This window comes from Loktanella fryxellensis (genome assembly GCF_900110065.1).
GTDB classification, from domain to species: Bacteria; Pseudomonadota; Alphaproteobacteria; order Rhodobacterales; family Rhodobacteraceae; genus Loktanella; species Loktanella fryxellensis.
On the sequence record NZ_FOCI01000006.1, the window covers coordinates 118460 to 138305 of the forward strand.

14 protein-coding genes are annotated in these 19846 nt (G+C 68.3%); 10 read left to right on the plus strand and 4 right to left on the minus strand.

All coding sequences use genetic code 11. From position 1 onward, the window contains the following. The first annotated feature begins 52 nt into the window (after nt 1–52). Genes BMX16_RS06610 through iolB form a run of 6 tightly spaced genes read left to right on the plus strand, consistent with a single transcriptional unit; the run spans nt 53 to nt 7528 of the window. Nucleotides 53–1159: an ABC transporter permease gene (locus tag BMX16_RS06610; RefSeq protein ID WP_089900564.1), complete on the plus strand. Its 1107-nt coding sequence runs from the start codon at nt 53–55 to the stop codon at nt 1157–1159. Then, nucleotides 1159–1968: an ATP-binding cassette domain-containing protein gene (locus tag BMX16_RS06615; protein ID WP_245731391.1), complete on the plus strand. Its 810-nt coding sequence runs from the start codon at nt 1159–1161 to the stop codon at nt 1966–1968. The genes BMX16_RS06610 and BMX16_RS06615 overlap by 1 nt, the downstream gene beginning before the upstream one ends. Beyond that, entirely contained in the window at nt 1965–3890 is a 1926-nt protein-coding gene (locus tag BMX16_RS06620) for a bifunctional 5-dehydro-2-deoxygluconokinase/5-dehydro-2-deoxyphosphogluconate aldolase (protein WP_089900567.1), read from the plus strand. Before BMX16_RS06615 ends, BMX16_RS06620 begins: the two co-directional genes overlap by 4 nt. Further along, nucleotides 3887–5713: a 3D-(3,5/4)-trihydroxycyclohexane-1,2-dione acylhydrolase (decyclizing) gene (gene iolD / locus BMX16_RS06625; RefSeq protein ID WP_089900570.1), complete on the plus strand. Its 1827-nt coding sequence runs from the start codon at nt 3887–3889 to the stop codon at nt 5711–5713. Before BMX16_RS06620 ends, iolD begins: the two co-directional genes overlap by 4 nt. A gap of 25 nt (nt 5714–5738) precedes the next feature. Further along, nucleotides 5739–6641, plus strand: coding sequence for a myo-inosose-2 dehydratase (gene iolE, locus BMX16_RS06630; RefSeq protein WP_089900573.1), 903 nt, complete (start codon nt 5739–5741; stop codon nt 6639–6641). A 59-nt stretch (nt 6642–6700) separates the two neighbouring features. After that, a complete protein-coding gene (iolB, locus tag BMX16_RS06635; RefSeq protein WP_089900576.1) occupies nt 6701–7528 on the plus strand; it encodes a 5-deoxy-glucuronate isomerase in 828 nt (275 codons plus the stop codon). A gap of 59 nt (nt 7529–7587) precedes the next feature. On the opposite strand, the gene BMX16_RS06640 is transcribed toward iolB, so the two are convergent. From BMX16_RS06640 to BMX16_RS06655, 3 genes are read right to left on the minus strand one after another with little or no spacing between them, the layout of a single operon-like run. After that, on the minus strand, nt 7588–8949 hold the full coding sequence (locus tag BMX16_RS06640; RefSeq protein ID WP_089900579.1) for an efflux transporter outer membrane subunit: 1362 nt from the start codon (nt 8947–8949) through the stop codon (nt 7588–7590). Next, on the minus strand, nt 8946–12053 hold the full coding sequence (locus tag BMX16_RS06645) for an efflux RND transporter permease subunit (protein ID WP_089900582.1): 3108 nt from the start codon (nt 12051–12053) through the stop codon (nt 8946–8948). Before BMX16_RS06645 ends, BMX16_RS06640 begins: the two co-directional genes overlap by 4 nt. Before the next feature lie 6 nt (nt 12054–12059). Beyond that, nucleotides 12060–13403, minus strand: coding sequence for an efflux RND transporter periplasmic adaptor subunit (locus BMX16_RS06655; protein ID WP_245731392.1), 1344 nt, complete (start codon nt 13401–13403; stop codon nt 12060–12062). Nucleotides 13404–13573: 170 nt separating this feature from the next. Here BMX16_RS06655 and BMX16_RS06660 point away from each other — a divergent pair, with 170 nt between their 5' ends. Then, nucleotides 13574–14137, plus strand: a complete 564-nt coding sequence (locus BMX16_RS06660; protein ID WP_089900591.1) for a TetR/AcrR family transcriptional regulator — start codon at nt 13574–13576, stop codon at nt 14135–14137. A 133-nt stretch (nt 14138–14270) separates the two neighbouring features. Here the strand turns inward: BMX16_RS06660 and BMX16_RS06665 are convergent, their stop codons facing one another. Then, nucleotides 14271–16094 carry a GMC family oxidoreductase gene (locus BMX16_RS06665; RefSeq protein WP_177174590.1) on the minus strand — a complete coding sequence of 608 codons (1824 nt, stop codon included), beginning with the start codon at nt 16092–16094 and terminating at the stop codon, nt 14271–14273. Between the two features lie 253 nt (nt 16095–16347). On the opposite strand from BMX16_RS06665, the gene BMX16_RS06670 reads away from it, so the two are divergent. The 3 genes from BMX16_RS06670 (at nt 16348) to BMX16_RS06680 (ending at nt 19789) form a co-directional block, all read left to right on the plus strand. After that, the gene (locus BMX16_RS06670; protein WP_089900597.1) at nt 16348–16734 is read left to right on the plus strand and encodes a metallopeptidase family protein; all 387 of its coding nucleotides are present in this window, start codon (nt 16348–16350) and stop codon (nt 16732–16734) included. 137 nt (nt 16735–16871) lie between these two features. Then, nucleotides 16872–18215 carry a vanadium-dependent haloperoxidase gene (locus BMX16_RS06675; protein WP_218139841.1) on the plus strand — a complete coding sequence of 448 codons (1344 nt, stop codon included), beginning with the start codon at nt 16872–16874 and terminating at the stop codon, nt 18213–18215. An 8-nt stretch (nt 18216–18223) separates the two neighbouring features. Next, entirely contained in the window at nt 18224–19789 is a 1566-nt protein-coding gene (locus BMX16_RS06680; protein WP_245731393.1) for a CRTAC1 family protein, read from the plus strand. Nucleotides 19790–19846 lie beyond the last annotated feature (57 nt).

Sequence of the window (19846 nt, forward strand, 5' to 3'; positions counted from 1 at the left end):
CGGTGCCGCGACGCCCCCAATCCCCAAAGCTCCGCACGAAAGGGACCCGGCCATGGCCGATACGACCCATATCGCCAAGGACGAACGGATCGGCACCGAATCCTTCGTCAGCCGCCTGATGAAGCGCCCCGAGCTGGGCGCCATCGCAGGGGCCATCCTTGTGACGCTGTTCTTTCTGTTCACCGCGGACGGGGCGATGTTCACCCTGTCCGGCGTGATGAACTTCATGACGCCTGCAGCCCAGTTGGGCATCCTCGCCATCGGCGCGGCACTGCTGATGATCGGCGGCGAATTCGATCTGTCCATCGGGTCGATGATCGCCTTTGCGGGCCTGATCTTTGCCGCCTGCGTGGTCACGCTGGGGCTGCCGCTGATCATCGCAATTCCCGCCACCTTCGCGCTGGCCGCCCTCGCGGGCACCCTCAACGGGGCCATCGTGCTGAAAACCGGCCTGCCGTCCTTCATCGTGACGCTGGCGTTCCTGTTCATCCTGCGTGGCATCAGCCTCGTCGGGTTGAAGCTGGCGACGGACGGCTCCACCCAGTTGCGCGGCGTACGCGACGCGGTCGAGGGCGACTTTCTCCGGCCGCTCTTCTCCGGTGATGCGTTCCCTGGGCTTTTCGCCTGGGGCGCACAGGTCGGCATCGTCGAGACGTTCGCCAACGGATCACCCAAGGTGCCCGGCATCCCGGTGGAGATCCTGTGGTTCATCGCCCTCACGTTGGCCGCGACCTGGGTGCTGCTGCGCACGCCCTACGGCAACTGGATCTTTGCGTCGGGCGGCGACAGGGCGGCCGCATCCAACTCCGGCGTGCCGGTCCGGCGGGTCAAGATCAGCCTTTTCGTGCTGACCGCCTGCTGCGCCACCCTCGTCGCCATCATCACCGTGCTGGACGCGGGATCGACCGACGCGCGGCGCGGCTTCATGAAGGAATTCGAGGCGATCATCGCCGCCGTCATCGGGGGTTGCCTGCTGACCGGTGGCTATGGGTCGGCCATAGGGGCGTTCTTCGGGTCCATCATCTTCGGCATGGTGGTGATCGGGCTCAGCTACACCGACTTCGATCAGGACTGGTTTCAGGTGTTCCTCGGCGGCATGCTGCTGATCGCGGTGCTGTTCAACAACTACATCCGCAAACGCGTGACGGGAGAGCGCTGATGACCACCGCACCGATCATCGGCATGACCGATGTGCCACCGATCATCGAGATGTCGGACATCGAAAAGCACTTCGGCAACATCATCGCACTGGCGGGCGTCAGCTTCGACGTGCGGGCGGGGGAATGCCACTGTCTGCTGGGCGACAACGGCGCGGGCAAGTCCACCTTCATCAAGACCATGTCCGGCGTCCACAAACCGACCAAGGGCACGATCCGCGTCAACGGCGCGCCTGTCACCTTTGGCAGCCCGCGCGACGCGATGGAGGCGGGGATCGCCACCGTGTTCCAGGACCTCGCGATGATCCCGCTGATGAGCGTGACGCGCAACTTCTTCATGGGGCGCGAGCCGACGAAGGGGCGCGGCCCGTTCAGACGCATGGACATCAAGGCGGCGAACGCGACCTGTGTGGCCGCCATGCGGTCGATGGGAATCAACCTGCGCGGACCCGATCAGGCCGTGGGCACCCTGTCGGGGGGCGAACGCCAGACCGTCGCCATCGCCCGCGCCGTGCATTTCGGCGCAAAGGTGCTGATCCTCGACGAGCCGACCTCGGCCCTTGGCGTGCGCCAGACCAGCAACGTGCTGGCGACCATCGACCGGGTGCGCAAGCAGGGGGTGGGCGTCGTGTTCATCACCCACAACGTGCGACACGCGATGGCCGTGGGCGACCGTTTCACCGTGCTGAACCGGGGCCGCACGCTGGGCACCGCCGCGCGGGGCGACATCACGGCAGAGGCGTTGCAGGACATGATGGCGGGCGGTCAGGACATGGCCCTGCTGGAAGGATCGCTCGGGGGCACCGTATGACCGGCGACACAGGAAAAACGCTCGACCTCATCACCATCGGACGATCCTCGGTGGACCTTTACGGTGCACAGATCGGCGGTCGGCTGGAGGAGATGGCGAGTTTTCAGAAGTACATCGGCGGCAGCCCCACCAACATGGCCTCAGGCACCGCGCGTCTGGGCCTGCGCTCCGCCCTCATCACCCGCGTGGGCGACGAACACATGGGCCGTTTCATCAAGGCGGAGTTGGCGCGCGAAGGCGTGGACACCAGCGGCATCGTCACCGACCCGGACCGCCTGACGGCGCTGGTGCTCTTGGGCATCCGCGACCAGCAGCGTTTCCCGCTGATCTTCTACCGTGAAAACTGCGCCGACATGGCCCTGTGCGAGGATGACATTTCTCCCGACCTGATCGCCCGCTCGCGCAGTGTCGTGGCGACCGGCACACACCTGAGCCATCCGCGCACCCGCGCGGCGGTGCTGAAGGCGCTGACACTCGCCCGGCAGCACGGTGCGCGCACCGCGCTCGACATCGACTACCGCCCCAACCTGTGGGGCCTCTCCGGGCATGGCGACGGCGAAAACCGCTTCATCGCCTCCGACGCCGTGACGCAGGCGCTGCAGGCGACGCTGCACCACTTCGACCTGATCGTGGGCACGGAGGAGGAGTTCCACATCGCCGGTGGCACGACCGACACCATCGCGGCACTGCGTGCCGTCCGCGCGGTGTCGGCTGCGGTGCTGGTGTGCAAGCGCGGGGCCGATGGCGCGGTCGCGTTCACCGCCGCGATCCCCGACACGCTGGACGACGGCATGACGGGGCAGGGGTTCCCGATCGAGGTGTTCAACGTGCTGGGGGCTGGCGACGGGTTCATGTCGGGACTGCTGAAAGGCTGGCTCGACGACGCCGACTGGCCCACCGCGCTGAAATACGCCAATGCCTGCGGGGCCTTCGCCGTGTCGCGCCACGGCTGCACGCCCGCCTACCCGAGTTGGGAGGAGTTGCAGTTCTTCCTGTCCCGCCCGCTGACGCAACCCGCCCTGAGGCTGGACGCGGAGCTCGAGCAGGTCCACTGGGCCACCAACCGCCACGACGACTGGTCCACCATGCGCGTCTTCGCCTTCGACCACCGGATGCAGTTGGAGGGGTTGGAGGGTGCCACACCCGCCCGCATCGCCGCGTTCAAGGACCTGTGCCTGACGGCGTGCGCGCAGGTGGCGAATGGGCGGCCCGGTCATGGCCTGCTGTGCGACGACCGGCTGGGGCGCACGGCGCTGCACCGGGCGGCGGACATGGGGCTGTGGATCGGACGACCCGTGGAATGGCCCGGCTCCCGTCCTTTGACGCTGGAGCCGGAAATCGGCCCCGACTGCGGCGGCCTGTCCGCATGGCCGCTGAACCACGTGGTGAAATGCCTGTGCTTCTACCACCCCGACGACCCAGAGGAGATGCGCGCCGAACAGGAGGCGACCGTCCTGCGCCTGTTCCACGCCGCCCGCCGCAACCGGCTGGAGTTTCTGCTGGAGGTCATTCCCTCCAAGGTCGGCCCCGTGAACGACGCCACCAACGCCGCGATCATCCGCCGCTTCTATGCCTTGGGCATCTACCCCGACTGGTGGAAGCTGGAGCCGATGACGTCGCACGCCGCATGGACCGCCGCCTGCGACGCCATCACCGACAATGATCCCTATGTGCGCGGCATCGTCGTGCTGGGGCTGGCGTCCGACGAGGCGGCCTTGGCCGACAGTTTCGCCGTCGCCGCCCGCCATCCGCTGGTCAAGGGGTTCGCCGTGGGGCGCACCATCTTCGGCGCCGCCGCTGCGCAGTATATGGCGGGCGGGATGACAGACGCGGACGCCGTGCGCGACATGGCCAACCGATACGCCCGCCTGTGCGCCCTGTGGGACACGGCCCGGGCCACCAGCAAGAGGACTGCCGCATGACCACGATTCGACTGACCGCCGCACAGGCGTTGGTGCGCTATCTGACGGCGCAGACCAACGATGCGGGCGATCTGTTCATCGCGGGCGTCTGGGCGATCTTCGGCCACGGCAACGTGGCCGGCATGGGCGAAGCACTCCACGCCCACCGCGACAGCATCCGCACATGGCGCGGCCATAATGAGCAGACGATGTGCCATGCGGCCATCGCCTATGCGAAACAGTCGGGCCGCAGGCGTGCCATGGCGGTCACCTCCTCGATCGGGCCGGGGGCCACGAACATGGTGACGGCGGCGGCACTGGCGCACGTCAACCGCCTGCCGCTGCTGCTGCTGCCCGGCGACGTGTTCGCGAACCGTGGCCCCGATCCTGTGCTGCAACAAATCGAGGATTTCGGCGACGGCACGGTGACTGCCAACGACTGCTTCCGCCCCGTCGTGCGCTACTTCGACCGGATCACCCGGCCGGAGCAGTTGCTGACCGCGCTCCCCCGCGCCTTTGCCGCGATGACCGATCCCGCCGATTGCGGGCCGGTGTGTCTGGCGCTGTGTCAGGACGTGCAGGCCGAGGCCTATGACTGGCCCGCCGCCTTCTTTGCCCCGCGCACATGGGGCCAGCGCCGCATCGGCGCCGACGTGGACGAGCTGTCGCGCGTGGCCCACCTGCTGCGCGGGGCCACCGCCCCGGTGATCGTGGCGGGCGGCGGCGTGCATTACGCGCAGGCCAGCGACGCGCTGCGCGCCTTTGCGGAAAAGCACGGCATCCCGGTGGTGGAAACGCAGGCGGGCAAGTCCGCGCTGCCATGGGATCATCCGCTGAACTTCGGCCCCGTGGGCGTCACAGGCGCCAGCAGCGCCAACGCGCTGTGCGAGGTGGCCGATGTGGTGCTGGGCGTCGGCACCCGGTTTCAGGATTTCACCACCGGATCGTGGGCGCTGTTCCGCAACCCCGACAGGCGGCTGGTCAGCCTGAACGTCGCCGCCTACGACGCGATGAAGCATGGCGCGGAACCCTTGCAGACCGACGCGCGGCGCGGGCTGGCCGACCTGTCGGCAGCGCTGGGCGACCACACCGCCCCCGCCCCTGACGCGGGCCTGCGCACCGCATGGTTCGCCGCCGTCGATCCGCAGACGGCAGCGCCAGAGGACGGCAACGCCCTGCCCACCGACGCGCAGGTGATCGGCGCGGTGCAACGCGCGTCCGGCTCCGACACGGTGGTCATGTCTGCCGCAGGCACCATGCCCGGAGAGTTGCACAAGCTGTGGAAAGCCCCGCGCGCGGGCGGCTACCACATGGAATACGGCTTCAGTTGCATGGGTTACGAGGTGGCGGGGGCCATGGGGATCGCCATGGCGCAGCCTTCTCGCGATGTGGTCTGCATGGTGGGCGACGGCAGCTATCTGATGGCGAACTCCGAACTCGCCACGGCGGCGATGATGGGCATCCCCTTCACCCTCGTGCTGACCGACAACCGCGGCTACGGCTGCATCAACCGGCTCCAGATGGCCACCGGCGGGGCAGAGTTCAACAACCTGCTCGCCACCTCGCATCACACGACACCGTCGCGGATCGACTTTGCCGCCCATGCGGCGGCCCTCGGCGCAGACAGCCTGCATGTGACGGGGATCGCCGCGCTGGAGGCGGCCTTGGCCGTCAAACCCACCGACCGCCCCCGCGTCGTCGTCATCGACACCGACCCCTATCCCAGCACGCCCGACGGCGGGTATTGGTGGGACGTGGCGGTGCCGCAGGTGTCCGACAGGGCAGAGGTCACGGACGCGCACCGGGCCTATGCCGCGATGCTCGGCACACGTATTTCCGGCTGATGGCCACCACACAACAGGACTGCACATGATCCGCTTCGGTACCAACCCCATCGCCTGGTCCAACGACGACGACCAGACGCTCGGCGCGCACATCACCCTCGAGCAATGCCTGACCGACGCCGCCCGCATCGGGTTCGACGGGATCGAGAACGGGCACAAGATGCCGTGGGATGCGGGCGAGTTGCGGGCCGTGCTCGCCCCGCACGGCCTCGCCTTCGTCTCGGCGTGGTATTCGCTGCACCTGCTTACCCGCTCGGTCGAGGAGGAGATCGCCGCCATTCAGCCACATCTGGACCGGCTCAAGGCGATGGGCTGCACCGTCTGCATCGCCTGTGAGACGTCCAACGCGATCCACGGTGACGACGGGGCGTCACTGGCGCAGACGCCGGTGCTGGCGGACGACGACTGGGCGGAGTTCGGCGCCAAGGTCGAGGCGGTGGCGTCCCATTGCGCCGCAGAAGGATTGCCGCTGGTCTATCATCACCACATGGGCACCGTGGTGGAAACGCCCGCGCAGATCGACCGCTTCATGGCCGTCACCGGGCCTGCCACGCGGCTGCTGTTCGATGCGGGACACTTCTATTTCGGCGCGAACGGTGCCGACCCGGCCCCCGTCCTGCGCCGCCACATTGCGCGCGTCGGGCATTTCCACGCCAAGAACGTGCGCCCGGCGGTGATGGAACAGGTCCGCACGCAGGGCCTCAGCTTCCTCGAAGGGGTGCGGCGCGGCGTCTTCACCGTCCCCGGCGACGCCGAGGGCGGGGTGGACTACACCGACTGCCTGACCGTACTGGCCGAAGCCGGCTACGACGGCTGGATCGTGATCGAGGCGGAACAGGACCCCGACGTGCGCGACCCGTTCACCTACCAGTCGCTGGGTCTGAAGACGCTCAAGGACATCGCCGCCAGCGTCGGCCTGACCCACTGACGCGCCCGCCCCGCCCGCCTTGCGGGCCGGGCCGCGCCCTCTGAAAGGACCCCGAACCCATGTCAGACCTGCTGCGCCGCCCCACCGGCACCACCGGCCATGTCCATGCAATCACCCCCGACAGCGCCCGCGGCCCCTTGTCGCCGGGCTGGGCCTATGTCGGGTTCGACCTGCACCGCCTGTCGCCCGGTGACCGGGTCGTGGCGCAGACGGGTGACCGCGAAGCGATCCTCGTGCTCGTCGAAGGTCGCGCGCGGATCACCGCAGGCGGTACGGAGTTCGGAGAGATGGGCGAGCGGATGAACGTCTTCGAAAAATCGCCGCCGCATGCCCTTTATGTGCCGAACGCCAGCGATTGGCAGGCTGTGGCGACGACCGCCTGCACGCTGGCGGTCTGCACCGCGCCGGGGCGGTCCGGCCACGCCGCCCGCCGCCTCGGCCCCGACGGCATCACGCTGACCCCGCGCGGACGCGGCACCAACACCCGCCACATCAACAACATCGCGATGGAGGATCGCGACGTGGCCGACAGCCTGCTGGTGACCGAGGTGTTCACCCCCGCCGGTCACTGGTCGTCCTACCCGCCGCACCGCCACGACCACGACGACTTCCCCACCATCACCTATCTGGAAGAGACGTATTACCACCGCCTGAACCCCGCGCAGGGTTACGGCCACCAGCGGATCTTTACCGAGGATGGGACGCTGGATGAAACCCTGTCGGTGTCCGACCACGACGTGACGCTGGTGCCGCGCGGGCATCACCCCTGCGCCGCCCCCTACGGATACGAGATGTATTACCTCAACGTCATGGCCGGGCCGCGCCGCAACTGGCGGTTCGTGAACCACCCCGACCACGCGTGGATCGCGGAGCGGGACGCGGGCTGATCGCAGCTTTGTCGCTGTGCGCGTGGGTGGGGGGCAAACCTGTGCCCCCCATCGCATGGCTACTGCACGACAGCCGCCCCTGCGCCGGTTGCGATCTGCAGCACGGCCCACGCCTTGGCCGCATCGTTGCGCGCCGACGCCACCGCCAGCCGCGCCGCGGCCCGCTGCCGGTCCTGTTCCAGCAGATCGACAAGGGGCAGGGCGCCCGCGTCGAAGTTGGTCCGCGCCAGTGCATAGACCCGGTCGTAGGACGCGGACGCCTGTTCCAGTGCCGCGACCCGCTCGCGTGCGCGGCGCAGGTTGGACTGGCCGGTCTGCACGTCCTCGATCGCGGCGACGACCTGACTGCGCCACGCCAGATCGGCCTGCCGCGCCTCGCTCGACCTGCGGTCGCGGGTGGCGCGCAGCACGCCTTGATTGGTGATGGGCAGGGACAGGCGCGGACCGAAGCCCCACGCGTCCGCCCCGCCCGTATCGCTGACCGTGCCGGTCAGGGACAGCGACGGCAGCATGTCGGCCGTCGCGACCCCCACCGCCGCCAGCGAGGCCACCACATCGGCCTGTGCCGACCGGATGTCGGGACGGTTGCGCAGCAGGTCGGCAGGCACCCCGGTGCCGGGACCTGTGGGGATGCGCAGTTGCGGCGCGCCGTTGCGCATCTCTGCCAGCAGCGGTGCGGCCTGCCGGTTCAACAGGGTTGACAGGCGATAGACCTGCGCGTCGAACAACGCCTGAAAGTTCGGCAGATCGGCGCGGGCGGTCTGCACCAGCGCCTCGGTCTCGGCCACGTCGAAATCCGTCGCACCGCCAGCAGACCGCTGTTCGTTGGTGATGGACAGCGTCGCTTCGCGCGCGGCGATCGTGTCGCGCGTCAGGGCCAGCGCCTGCTGGTAGTAGCGGGCATCGGCGTAGGCCGCGATCACTTCGGCGAGGAAGGCGAGGCGCGTGACCTCGACCTGTGCGATGGCGGCGGCCTCTGCGGCTGCGGCCCCCTGACGGGCGCGCGTGGCGCCGCCAAACAGGTCGAACACGAAGGACGCCGACAGGTTGGCGCTCGTGGTCGTTGCGGTGGGCATCCCTTCGCCGCCGCTGCGGGTCCGGCTGATGGCGGAGTCGCCGCCGACCTGTGCCGCCAGCGGTTGCGTCGCCGCCACGTCCGCCTGCGCCGCGCGGATGCGTTCGTTCGCCGCGATGATATCAAGGCTGTTGGTCAGCCCGCCCGCGATCAGCCGCGACAGGGTTGCGTCCTGATACCCCTGCCAGAAGGCGAGGGTGCCTGTGGGCTGGGCGAGCGACGTCTGCCCCTCGGCAAAGGCCGCCGGCACGGCACCGACAGGCGGGGTCAGCGGGTCCGGTCCGACGGCGGTGCAGGCCGTGGTCAGCAGCAGGGCGGTCAGCGAGAGGGTCTTGAACGGGCTCATGCCGCTTTCTCCGAGGCTGTAATCATGCTGCGCAGCTTCAGCACCGCGACGTAGAACACCGGCACGAGGAAGATGCCGAACACCGCAGCGGCGGCCATACCCCCCAGCACGCCGATCCCGATGGAGTTCTGCGCCCCCGCCCCCGCACCCGACGCCGTCGCCAGCGGCAACACGCCCAGCATGAAGGCGAAGGTCGTCATCAGGATCGGACGCAGACGCTGTTTTGACGCCACGATTGCCGCCTCGACCGCCGATTTGCCCATCGTGACCTGCGCCTCCGCGAACTCCACGATCAGGATGGCATTCCTGGCCGCCAGTCCGATGGTTGTCAGCAGGCCGACCTTGAAGTACACGTCGTTCGACTGCCCGAGGAAGTAGGCGGCGGCGAGCGCGCCGAGGATGCCGATCGGCACCGTCAGCATGACCGCCAGCGGTACCGACCAGCTTTCGTATAGGGCGGCCAGCGCAAGGAACACGACCAGTCCCGACAGGGCGAACAGCAGGGGCGCCTGATTGCCCGACAGCCGTTCCTGATAGGACAGGCCCGTCCACGCGGTGCCGAAGTTGCCGTCGAGGCCCGCGACCAGTTCCTCCATCACGTCCATGCCTTCGGTGGACGACAGGCCGGGGGCCGCGGACCCGCTGATTTCCAGCCCGCGGGTGCCGCCATAGCGGACCACGGCCTGCGGTTCCTGCGTCCAGCGTTGGGCCGAGAATGCGCCGAAGCTGACCATTTCGCCCTGATCGTTGCGCGCATACCAGCGGTTGATGTCCGACGGGTCTGACCGCGCGAATGCCTCGCCCTGCACGATGACGGGCCGCAGGTCGTTGCCAAGGGCGAAATCGTTCACCTCGCGCCCGGCGAAGATCACCGACAGCATCCCGTTGATGTCCGGCACCGACAGGCCGAAGGCCTCGGCCTTCTGCTGGTCGATGTCGAGGCTCAGCGCCGTCTGGCTCGCCGCCTCGTTGCCGCGCAGGCCGGTCACGCGACCGTCGGCCTGTGCGTTCGCCACCAGCTGGTCTGCGGCGGCGGCCAGCGCCTCTTGCCCCTGACCGGACTGGTCGGTCAGATACATGGTAAAGCCCGACGAACTGCCCAGACCCTGAATGGCGGGCGGTTGCAGCACGAAGATGTTGCCCTGCCGGTTGGTGGTGAAGAAATAGCCGTTGGCCCGGTTCACCAGATCGCCGATGGCAAAGCCGTCACGCTCCGCATAATCGCGCAGCTTGACGAAGACGATGGCGTTGCTCTGTCCCGATCCGCCAAAGCTGAAACCGAGGGCGGCGAAGACCGATTCCACCGTGTCGGATTCCTGCTGCAGCAGGTAGCTTTCGACCTTTTCCACCAGTGCGCGGGTCTGGTCGGTGGTCGATCCGTCGGGGCCCTGGATGATGGCGATGGCAACGCCCTGATCCTCGTCCGGCAGGAACGATCCGGGCAGTCGGTCGAACAGCACGAAGATGCCTGCGCCGACGATACCCAGCACCAGCAGCATCCGCACGGGCCGCTTGACCAGCAGCGTGACGCTGCCGACATAGCCGTCGTTCAGCCGGTCGAGGTTGCGGTTGAACCAGCGGGCGGGGGCGATGCCGCCGCCGTGCGCGCGTGGTTTCAGCAGGCTGGCGCACATGGCGGGCGTCAGGATGACCGCGACGCCCAGCGACAGGACCATCGCCGTGATGATCGTGACCGAGAACTGGCGATAGATCACGCCCGTGGCCCCGGTGATGAACGCCATCGGCAGGAACACTGCCGACAGCACCAGCACGATGCCGACCAGCGCGGACGTGATCTCGTCCATGCTCTTTTCCGTGGCCGCGACCGCGTCGAGGCCCTCTTCCTCCATCACGCGTTCGACGTTCTCGACCACGACGATGGCGTCGTCGACCAGCAAGCCAATGGCGAGCACGAGGGCGAACATCGTCAGCGTGTTGATGGTGTAGCCCGCGAAGGCCAGCACCGCGAAGGTGCCCAGCAGGACGACGGGAATGGCGATCACCGGGATCAGCGTCGCCCGCCAGCTTTGCAGAAAGACGAGGATCACGAGGAACACGAGCAGCACGGCCTCGGCCAGCGTCTTGTAGACCTGCGTGATGGATTCCTGCACGAACGGCGAGGTGTCATAGGGATAGACCACCTCGACACCCGCAGGCAGCGCGTCCTGCACGCCCGCGACCGTGTCGCGCACGGCGGCAGCGGTATCGACGGCGTTTGCCCCGGTGGCAAGGTTCACCGCGAAACCGGCGGCGGCGTTGCCATTGAAACGCGCGTTGCCGCCATAGCTTTCCTGACCGATCTCGATCCGGGCGACGTCGCCGAGGAACACCGTCGATCCATCGGGATCGACGCGCAGCAGGATGCCTTCGAATTCCTCGACCGTGGACAGTTGAGATTGTGCAGAAATCGGCACGGTCAGGCGTTGGCCGACCGCACTGGGCTGTGCGCCCAGATCGCCCACGGTGACGTTGGTGTTCTGCGCCGCCACGGCGGCGGTCACGTCGGCGGGGGTCACCTGATACTGGACCATCTTTATCGGGTCCAGCCACACGCGCATCGCATAGCCCGACCCGAAGGTGCTGATCGATCCCACGCCCGGCGTCCGCTGGACCGGTTCCTCGATCAGTTCAGAGATCAGGTCGCCCAGTTCCACCGTGGTCAGGCTGTCGTCGGGAGAGGTCAGTGCCCCCACCAGCAGGATCGAGCTGGTGGAGCGCGTGACGCTGACGCCCTGCTGCTGCACGATGTCGGGAAGCTGCGAGTTCACCAGCTGCAGGTTGTTCTGCACCTGCACCTGCGCGATGTCGGCATCGACCGTGTCGTCGAAGGTGAGTGAAATGGACGCCGATCCGGCGGACGAGTTCGAGGTGAGGTAGATCAGGCCGTCGAGGCCGGTCATCCCGTCCTCGATCACCGAGGTGACCGACGATCCGACGATTTCCGCCGACGCGCCGGGATAGCCTGCATTGATGCTGATCGAGGTGGGCGCGATCTGGGGATACTGTTCGATCGCCAGCGAATTGAGGCCGATCGCCCCGATCAGCATGGTGACGAGGGCAATTACCCAGGCGAAGACCGGGCGGTGGATGAAGAAACGGGCCATGCAGGGTTACTCCGTCGCGCTTGCGTCTGCCGGCGCGTCGGTGGGCGCGGCTGCATCTGCGGGCGTTGCAGGGACTGATTCGGCAGGCGCATCGGCCGGAGCCGCGGGGGTTGCTGCCTCGGGCGCGGCTGCATCGGCTGGCGCTGCACCCTCTGCGGGGGCTGCGGCGCCCTCTGCCGGTGGCTGACCGGCACCTTCCGCAGGGACCGGATCGCGGATCACGCCGTTTTCGTCGAAGGTGACGGGGACGCTCACGACCTCTGCGCCTTCGACCAGTCCTGCGAGGCCGTCCACGACGACCATGTCGCCGTCCGCCAGACCGTCGGTCACGATCCACTGCTGCTCATAGGTGCCATCCTCGGTCAGGGCGCGGTTGGCGACCTTGCCGTCGGCCACGATCCAGACGGACAGGTCGCCCAGCTTGTCGCGTGTCGTGGCCTGCTGGGACACGAGGAACGCCTGCGTCGTGCCAAGGTCGATCTGCCCGCGCAGGAACATGCCCGGCAGGATCGTGTTGTCGGGGTTTTCAAAGCGGAACCGCGTGTCGATGGACCCGGTGCTGGTCGACACGGTGACGCCGGGGGCGACCAGTGTGCCGGTCGTCTGATAGACGCGGCCATTTTCCAGCGTCAGTGTGGCGCTGAGGGCGTCGTTCAGTTGCAAGACGCCGTCCCCGACATCGTCCATCAAGGTCATGAACCGGGACGAGGGGGCATACATGTCCACCTCGATCGGGTCGAGCTGGATCACCGTGGCCATCGGATCGGCCTGCCCTTCGGTCACCAGATCGCCGACCGAAATGGCGGCGACGCTGGCGACGCCGGCGATCGGGCTGGTGACGGTGGTCCAGCCCAGCTGCGCCTCGCTCAGCGTCAGGTCGGCTTGCGCCGCGGCCAGCGCGGCGCGGGCCTGATCGCGGGCGGCGCGAGCGGTATCGACCTGCGCCTGCGTGCTGCCGGACCCGACAAGCCGTTCGGCGCGGGAAAAGGCGGCGTCGGCTTCGGTCACCTGCGCCTGTGCGCTGGCAACCTGCGCCGTGGCACTGGCGAGGTTGGCGCGATAGGTGGTGTCGTCGATGCGGAACATCGGTGCATCTGCGTCGATCGGCTGACCGGGTTCATAGCTGATCTCGGTCACGATGCCGCTGACGCGGGGGCGGATGTGGGTGGACGATTCGGCGACCGCACGGCCCGGCAGGGTCACGATGCGCGGCACGTTCTGCACGGTCGCCTCCACCACGCCGACCTGCTTGGGTGGCATGCCTCCGGGGGCCTGAGCCGCGAGCGGGCCGGTCAAGGTCAGCAGCATCGCGACGGCAGTTGCAGACGCGGGGAAAAATGTGGTTTTCATTGTCATGGGTTCCGGTTTTTCGCCCCCGACGGGCGACAGCAGTTGCCTCGCTGGATTGCACGAGATTGCGGACTGTGCAATGTTTACTTGGAATGAAATTTAAGGCTGCTTGAAAATTGACCATAACTTTGCGTGAGCGGCGTCGCAGGCAGACTGCCTGCGATATTCAGATGGCCGCGGTCGAGGTCAGTTTGCGAAACGGTTATGACGCCGTGACGACGGAAGCGATCGCGGCCGAGGCCGGGATCAGCACGCGCACGTTCTTCAACTACTATCCCAACAAGCAGGCGGCGATCCTGGGTGAGCGGATCATGCTGCTGCCGGACGACCCGATCTGGTTCACCGCGTCGCATCGCCCGGTGATCGACGATGTCGTGGACCTGCTGGATCAGGCCCTGCGCGACGACGAGCCGGATCGGCGGATGCTGAACAAGATCATGGCCATGATCGACAGCCACCCCGCCCTGCACGATCTGTTCCGCACCAAGATGGACGATGTGGCATCCGCACTGACCGGGCTGCTGGTGGCGCGTCTGGGCGCGGATTTCGCGACCGAATCGCGGCTGTTGGGCGATCTGGCGACGCTTGCGCTGACGGATGCCGTGTCGCGCTGGGCGGTGGACGACAACATGACGATCGACGACATCACGGCTCTGCTGCGCCGATCGCTGCTGGGCGTGGGGCGGCTGTTGCAGCCGGCCGTGGGCGACATGGTCGCGACGGACGGCCGATAGGGCGCAAGACCGCGCCAGCCAAGACCCGCGCCTCCTCATGGTTACCCGTGATGCGATCCACAAACGGCAGCGTCATGTCGCGCCGCGAAGGGACCGCCGCATGGGCGGCCCCCCCGGACAGTGTCGTGCCGCGTCAGGCCGGGATGGGCGCGTGGGCGGCGATCAGGTCTGCCGCCTTTTCGCCGATCATGATGGACGCCGCGTTCGTGTTGCCGCTGATGATGTCGGGCATCACGCTGGCATCCGCCACCCGCAGCTGCGCCACCCCCTTCACCCGCAGGTCCGCATCGACCACGTCCCCGATCCGGCACGTGGACACGAGGTGATAGACCGTCGTGGCATAGTGCAGCGCCATGTTCTCCAGCAGCGCATCGCTGGGCGGCTGGCCGGGGACGTAGCCGTGCTTCTTCGCCAGCGCACGGGGTACGGTCAGGGGGCCGGGCTTCACCGGGCCGGGCCAGTTGTCCACGATGTCGAGGATCTTGCGCATCACCGCCACCATCACCTTCAGGTCATGCGGATCGGTGAGGTAGTTCATGCGGATCACGGGGGCATCGAACGGATCGTTGCTGGCCAGCACGATCTCGCCCGTGCTGCGGGGCAGGACCGGGTTGGCCAGCAGGATGATGTTCTGTGCATCCACCGCCAGCGTCTTGGCCGGATCGTCGAAGAACGCATCCAGATCCAGTCGGAACCGCTCTCCCAACAGACCCGCATCATAGCCGCATGGCACGAAGCCGATCTGCGCGTCGTGGCTGTGATCGTCGCCCAGCCCGGTGGAATAGAACGCCACCGCGTCATAGAGGGATGACGACACCAGACCGTTGCCGGTCGTGGCCCATTCGGTCACACGCCGTTCAGCTTCCGCCTTCAGCCCCGCAAGCTCCGGTGGCAGGGTGGCGTCGTCGGCGGGATCGGCGGGCAGGGGGCCTGCGGGCGCGCGCAGGGCATCGGGCCCCGCCGAGACGCCGATTTCCGCGACCGGCACACCGATGCCGGGGGCGGGAAAGAACATCATGCAGTGCAGATGGTCCTTCAGATGCTTGCCGACGCCGGGCAGGGGGTGGCGGCAGGGGATGTCCACCGCCTCCAGCTCGCGCCGTGGCCCGATGCCGGACAGCATCAGGATCTGCGGCGACCCCACCGCACCCGCGCTCAGGATCACCTCGCGCGTGGCGGTGATGCGGTGCTCCGTGCCGTCCACATCACGGTATGCGATGCCCGTGGCGGCCAGATCGCTGCTGCCTTCGCTCAGCGTCACCTGCGTCACATGGGCGTGCGTGATGATGGTCAGGTTGGGCCGCGCCTCCGCCTCGCCCTGCAGGAACGCGCGGTAGGTGCTGGACCGCTGCCCCTTGCGGGTCGACGTCTGGAACAGCGAGGCAACGCCAGCGGGTCCGCCCCGGTCGCGCCCGTTGTAATCGCCCGCCGGGATGCCCGTGGCCCCGGCGGCGGTGACGAAATCGCGGGCGGCGGGGATCACGGGCGACCGCACGCTGACGCCCAGCGGGCCGCCGGTGCCGTGGGCGGCACCGTCCACCACGATCTCGTTGCTGGGGGCCAGATCCTCGGATTTCTTGAAATAGGGCAGCACGTCCGCGTAAGACCAGCCGGTCGCCCCCATGCCGGACCACTTGTCGTAATCGCCCGGATGGCCGCGCACATAGGCCATGTAGTTGATGCCGGACGACCCACCCAGCATCTTGCCGCGCGGCACCGGCATGATGCGGTCGCGCAGGCCAAGGCCCGCATTGCCCGGATCGGCGGTGAACATCCAGTCGCAGTCGGGGTCGAGCTGCAGGCTCGCCACAGCGGCGGGCATCGCCTCTCGCGCCGGTGGCGTCCCGCCCGCCTCGACCAGCGCCACGCGGCAGGTGGCATCCTCGCTCAACCGTGCGGCGATCACCGCCCCGGCGGACCCGCCCCCCACGACGATGTAATCGAAGTCCTTGGTCATCGGCATTTCCCCTCCCCGGGATATGTCGCGTGCCAGCCGGTTTGGCCGACGTGGCACCGTTGCATGATGCGCCCCGCGGTCGGGACGCGCTCCTCCTGCCATCAGCTTGCGCGGGCACGGGTATCCGATCAAGCCCGTTGGTCGTGCGCTCATGTCGCAGGGGGCGGGGTGCCGGAACATACTTGGCCCGGTGGCCGTTACACGGCCGGCGCATCGTGCAAGGATGCGTTCACCGCCATCCGACAGGAACAGCATGTCCCACGACCTTGACCATTTCGACCGCGTCGCCCGCGCCACCGTGGCAGAGTTGCCGGACGCGTTCCGCGCCGCCGCCGAACAGGTCGCCCTGCGGATCGTGGACTGGCCCGACGCGCAGATGCTGGCCGACCTCGACATGACCGACCGGGCAGAGCTCACGGGCCTCTACGACGGGATCCCCATGACCGAGAAATCGGTGATGGATGTGCCCATCCAGCCCGATACGGTCTGGCTCTTTCGCCAGCCGATCCTGCTCGAATGGCGCGAGCGCGGCGACGTGGACCTCGACGATCTGATCGCCCATGTGGTGATCCACGAATTCGCCCATCACTTCGGGTGGAGCGACGATCAGATCGCCGCCGTTGACGAATGGTGGCTCTAGCGACTGCGTGATCCGCCGGGCGTTGCGATGAGGCCGCCACGCCTAACGCGGACCGCCTCGGCCCGGTGCGATGCCGGCTTGCCCCATGACGACGCGCCCCCTATCAACACCCCTGTTGCAGCCATGGGGGGGAACCGATGCGCATCACACGTCGCCAGACGATGGCCTTGTTGCTGGCCTCGGCCTGCCCGGGTGCTGCCTTTGCGCAAACGCCCCTGACCGCCCCCGCCGCTATGCCACCGGACAGCGAGGCGCGCGCGCGCGACGCCATCGACGGCTGGTATCGCCTGATCCTCGAACTCGTGCGGCACACGCCGACCTATTCGCCCCCGGTCGCGGCCCGCGCCTTCGGCTATCTCGGCGTCACTGCGTGGGAGGCGACGGTGGCCGCACACCCCGGCCTGCGGTCGCTGGCGGGACAGTTGAGCGGCCTGACGTCCCTGCCCGCAGGTGACGGCACAGCGCCCGATCACGGCGTGATCCTGAACGCGGCACTCGCGGCGGCGGTGCCGGTCCTGTTCGCCAATACCGGCCCGACCGGACAGCGCGCCATGGCGGCGATGACCGACCGTCTGGCCACCCGCGTAGCCGAGGGGGTAGGTCCCGCCGTGGTGTCCGCATCCGCCGCACATGGTGCGGCCATCGCGGCGCACGTGCTGGCGTGGTCCGACACGGACGGCGGCGCCGTGGTCGCCAACATGGGCTTTCCGATGACCTATCCGGCGGTAGGCGGTCCTGCGGACTGGGTGCCCACGTCGCTGGTGCGCCAGCAGCAGATGCCGCTGTTGCCCGAATGGGGTCAGAACCGGACGTTCGCCATGCCGACCGGGGCCGACTGTGGACTGCCGCCGCCGCCCGACTGGTCCACCGCACCCGACAGCGCCTTTTATGCCGAGGCGCGTGCCGTCTATGACACCACCACGTCGCTGACGCCGGATCAGTTGGCCATCGCGCGGTTCTGGTCCGACGATCCCATGCTGTCGCCCACGCCGCCCGGCCACTGGATCACCATCGCCCGGATCGTGCTGGACGACCGCGACGCGGACGCCGTGACCCGCGCGGATGCGCTGGCGCGGGTCGGCATCGGGCTGGCCGACGCGTTGATCGCCTGCTGGCACGCCAAGTTCGAATACGACCTGCTGCGCCCGGTGACCTACATCAAGGCGCACATCGACCCCGCGTGGCAACCGCTTCTGATCACGCCGCCGTTCCCGGAATACCCGTCGGGGCATTCGACCCTGTCCGGCACCTCTGCCACCGTGCTGGCGGCTGTTTTCGGCCCCGACACCGCCTTCGTCGATACGACCCACGCGGACGACGGCCTGCCCGATCGCAGCTTCTCCAGCTTTTGGGACGCGGCAGAGGAGGCGGGGATTTCGCGCCTCTATGGCGGCATCCACTTCCCCTCTGCGATCGCACGGGGGCTGGAACAGGGCCGCTGCGTGGCGGGCTGGACCAATGCGCTGGTGACCCGGCCATGAAGCGCGCCGTGACAGCCTTTCTGCTCGCCGCCACGCCCGTCGCGGCACAGGACCCGGTGGTGCCGGTGTTCGTGGACGAAACCGCGGCGGCGGGCCTCGGCGGCACCTATGCGGGCGATTGGGACTACATGGTCGGCGGCGGTGCCGCAACCTTTGACTGTGACGCGGACGGCCATCCCGACCTGCTGCTGTCCGGTGGCAGCGACCCCGCGCGGTTCTATCGCAACATCGCCACGCAGGGCGGCGGGCTGGCGTTTCAGGAGGAGGTCTCCGGCCTCGAACTGACCGCCGTCGCGCAGACCTATCCACTGGATGTGGACGCCGACGGCCTCACCGACATCGCCCTGTTGCGCAGCGGAGAGGCCGTGCTGATGCGCGGCCTCGGCGGTTGCAAGTTCGCCCGCGCGAACGAAGAGTGGGGCTTCGACGGTGGCGACGCGTGGTGGTCCGCCTTCGCCGCCACGTGGGAGGAGGGGCAATCCTGGCCGACCCTCGCGCTCGGCGGTTACATCGACCGTGCGGAGGAGGCGTTTCCATGGGGCTCCTGCACGGAAAACCGGCTGTATCGGCCCGGTGATGCGGGCTTTGCGGCCCCCCTCGCGCTTGCGCCGTCGCACTGCCCGCTGGCGATGCTGTTCACCGACTGGGCGCGGACCGGCACGCCTGACCTGCGGGTGTCGAACGACCGCGAATACTACAAGGGCGGTGAAGAGCAGTTGTGGCACATTCCGCCCGGCGACGCCCCCCGTCTGTGGACCGCCGACGAAGGCTGGCAGCGCCTGCGCATCTGGGGCATGGGCATCGCCAGCCGCGATCTGAACGCCGACGGCTTTCCCGAATACATGCTCACCTCCATGGCCGACAACAAGCTGCAGACGCTGACCGCCCCCGCCGCCGGCGCACTGCCGCAATACCGGGACGAGGCGCTGGCCCGCGGCGTCACCGCGCACCGGCCCCACACCGGCGGGGACGAGCGCCCCTCGACCGCGTGGCACACGCAGATCGAGGATGTGAACAACGACGCCCTTCCCGACATCTGGATCGTGAAGGGCAACGTGGACCGCATGCCCGACTTTGCGCAGGAGGATCCCAACAACCTGCTGCTGCAACGCGCCGATGGCACGTTCGCGGAATCTGCGGTGGCGGCCGGTGTCGCGAGCACCGGCATCGGGCGCGGCGGGCAACTGGTCGATTTCAACCTCGACGGCTGGCTCGACATGATCGTCGTCAACCGCCGCACCGCGCCGGAGCTGTGGCGCAACGCTGGTGCCGCCGCCGACGCAGGTTTCGTCGCCCTGCGGCTGGAGATGCCGGGCGGCAACCGCGACGGCATCAACGCGTGGATCGAACTGCGCACCGCCGCAGGCGTGCAAAGCCGCGAAGTCACGCTGGGTGGTGGCCATGCCAGCGGTCATCTGGGGTGGTGGCATTTCGGCACCGGCCCGGATGCGGGGGCAGAGGTGCGTGTCCTGTGGCCCGACGGCACCCAAGGTGACTGGGCACCCGTCGCACCCGGCAGGTTCTATGTGCTGGGTCCCGATGCGGCCCCGACGCTTTGGGCGCCCGCGCGCTGAGGCAGGGTGCGCTTGCCACGCCTGCGCGCCGGATGTCGTGCCGGAATTGACACCCAC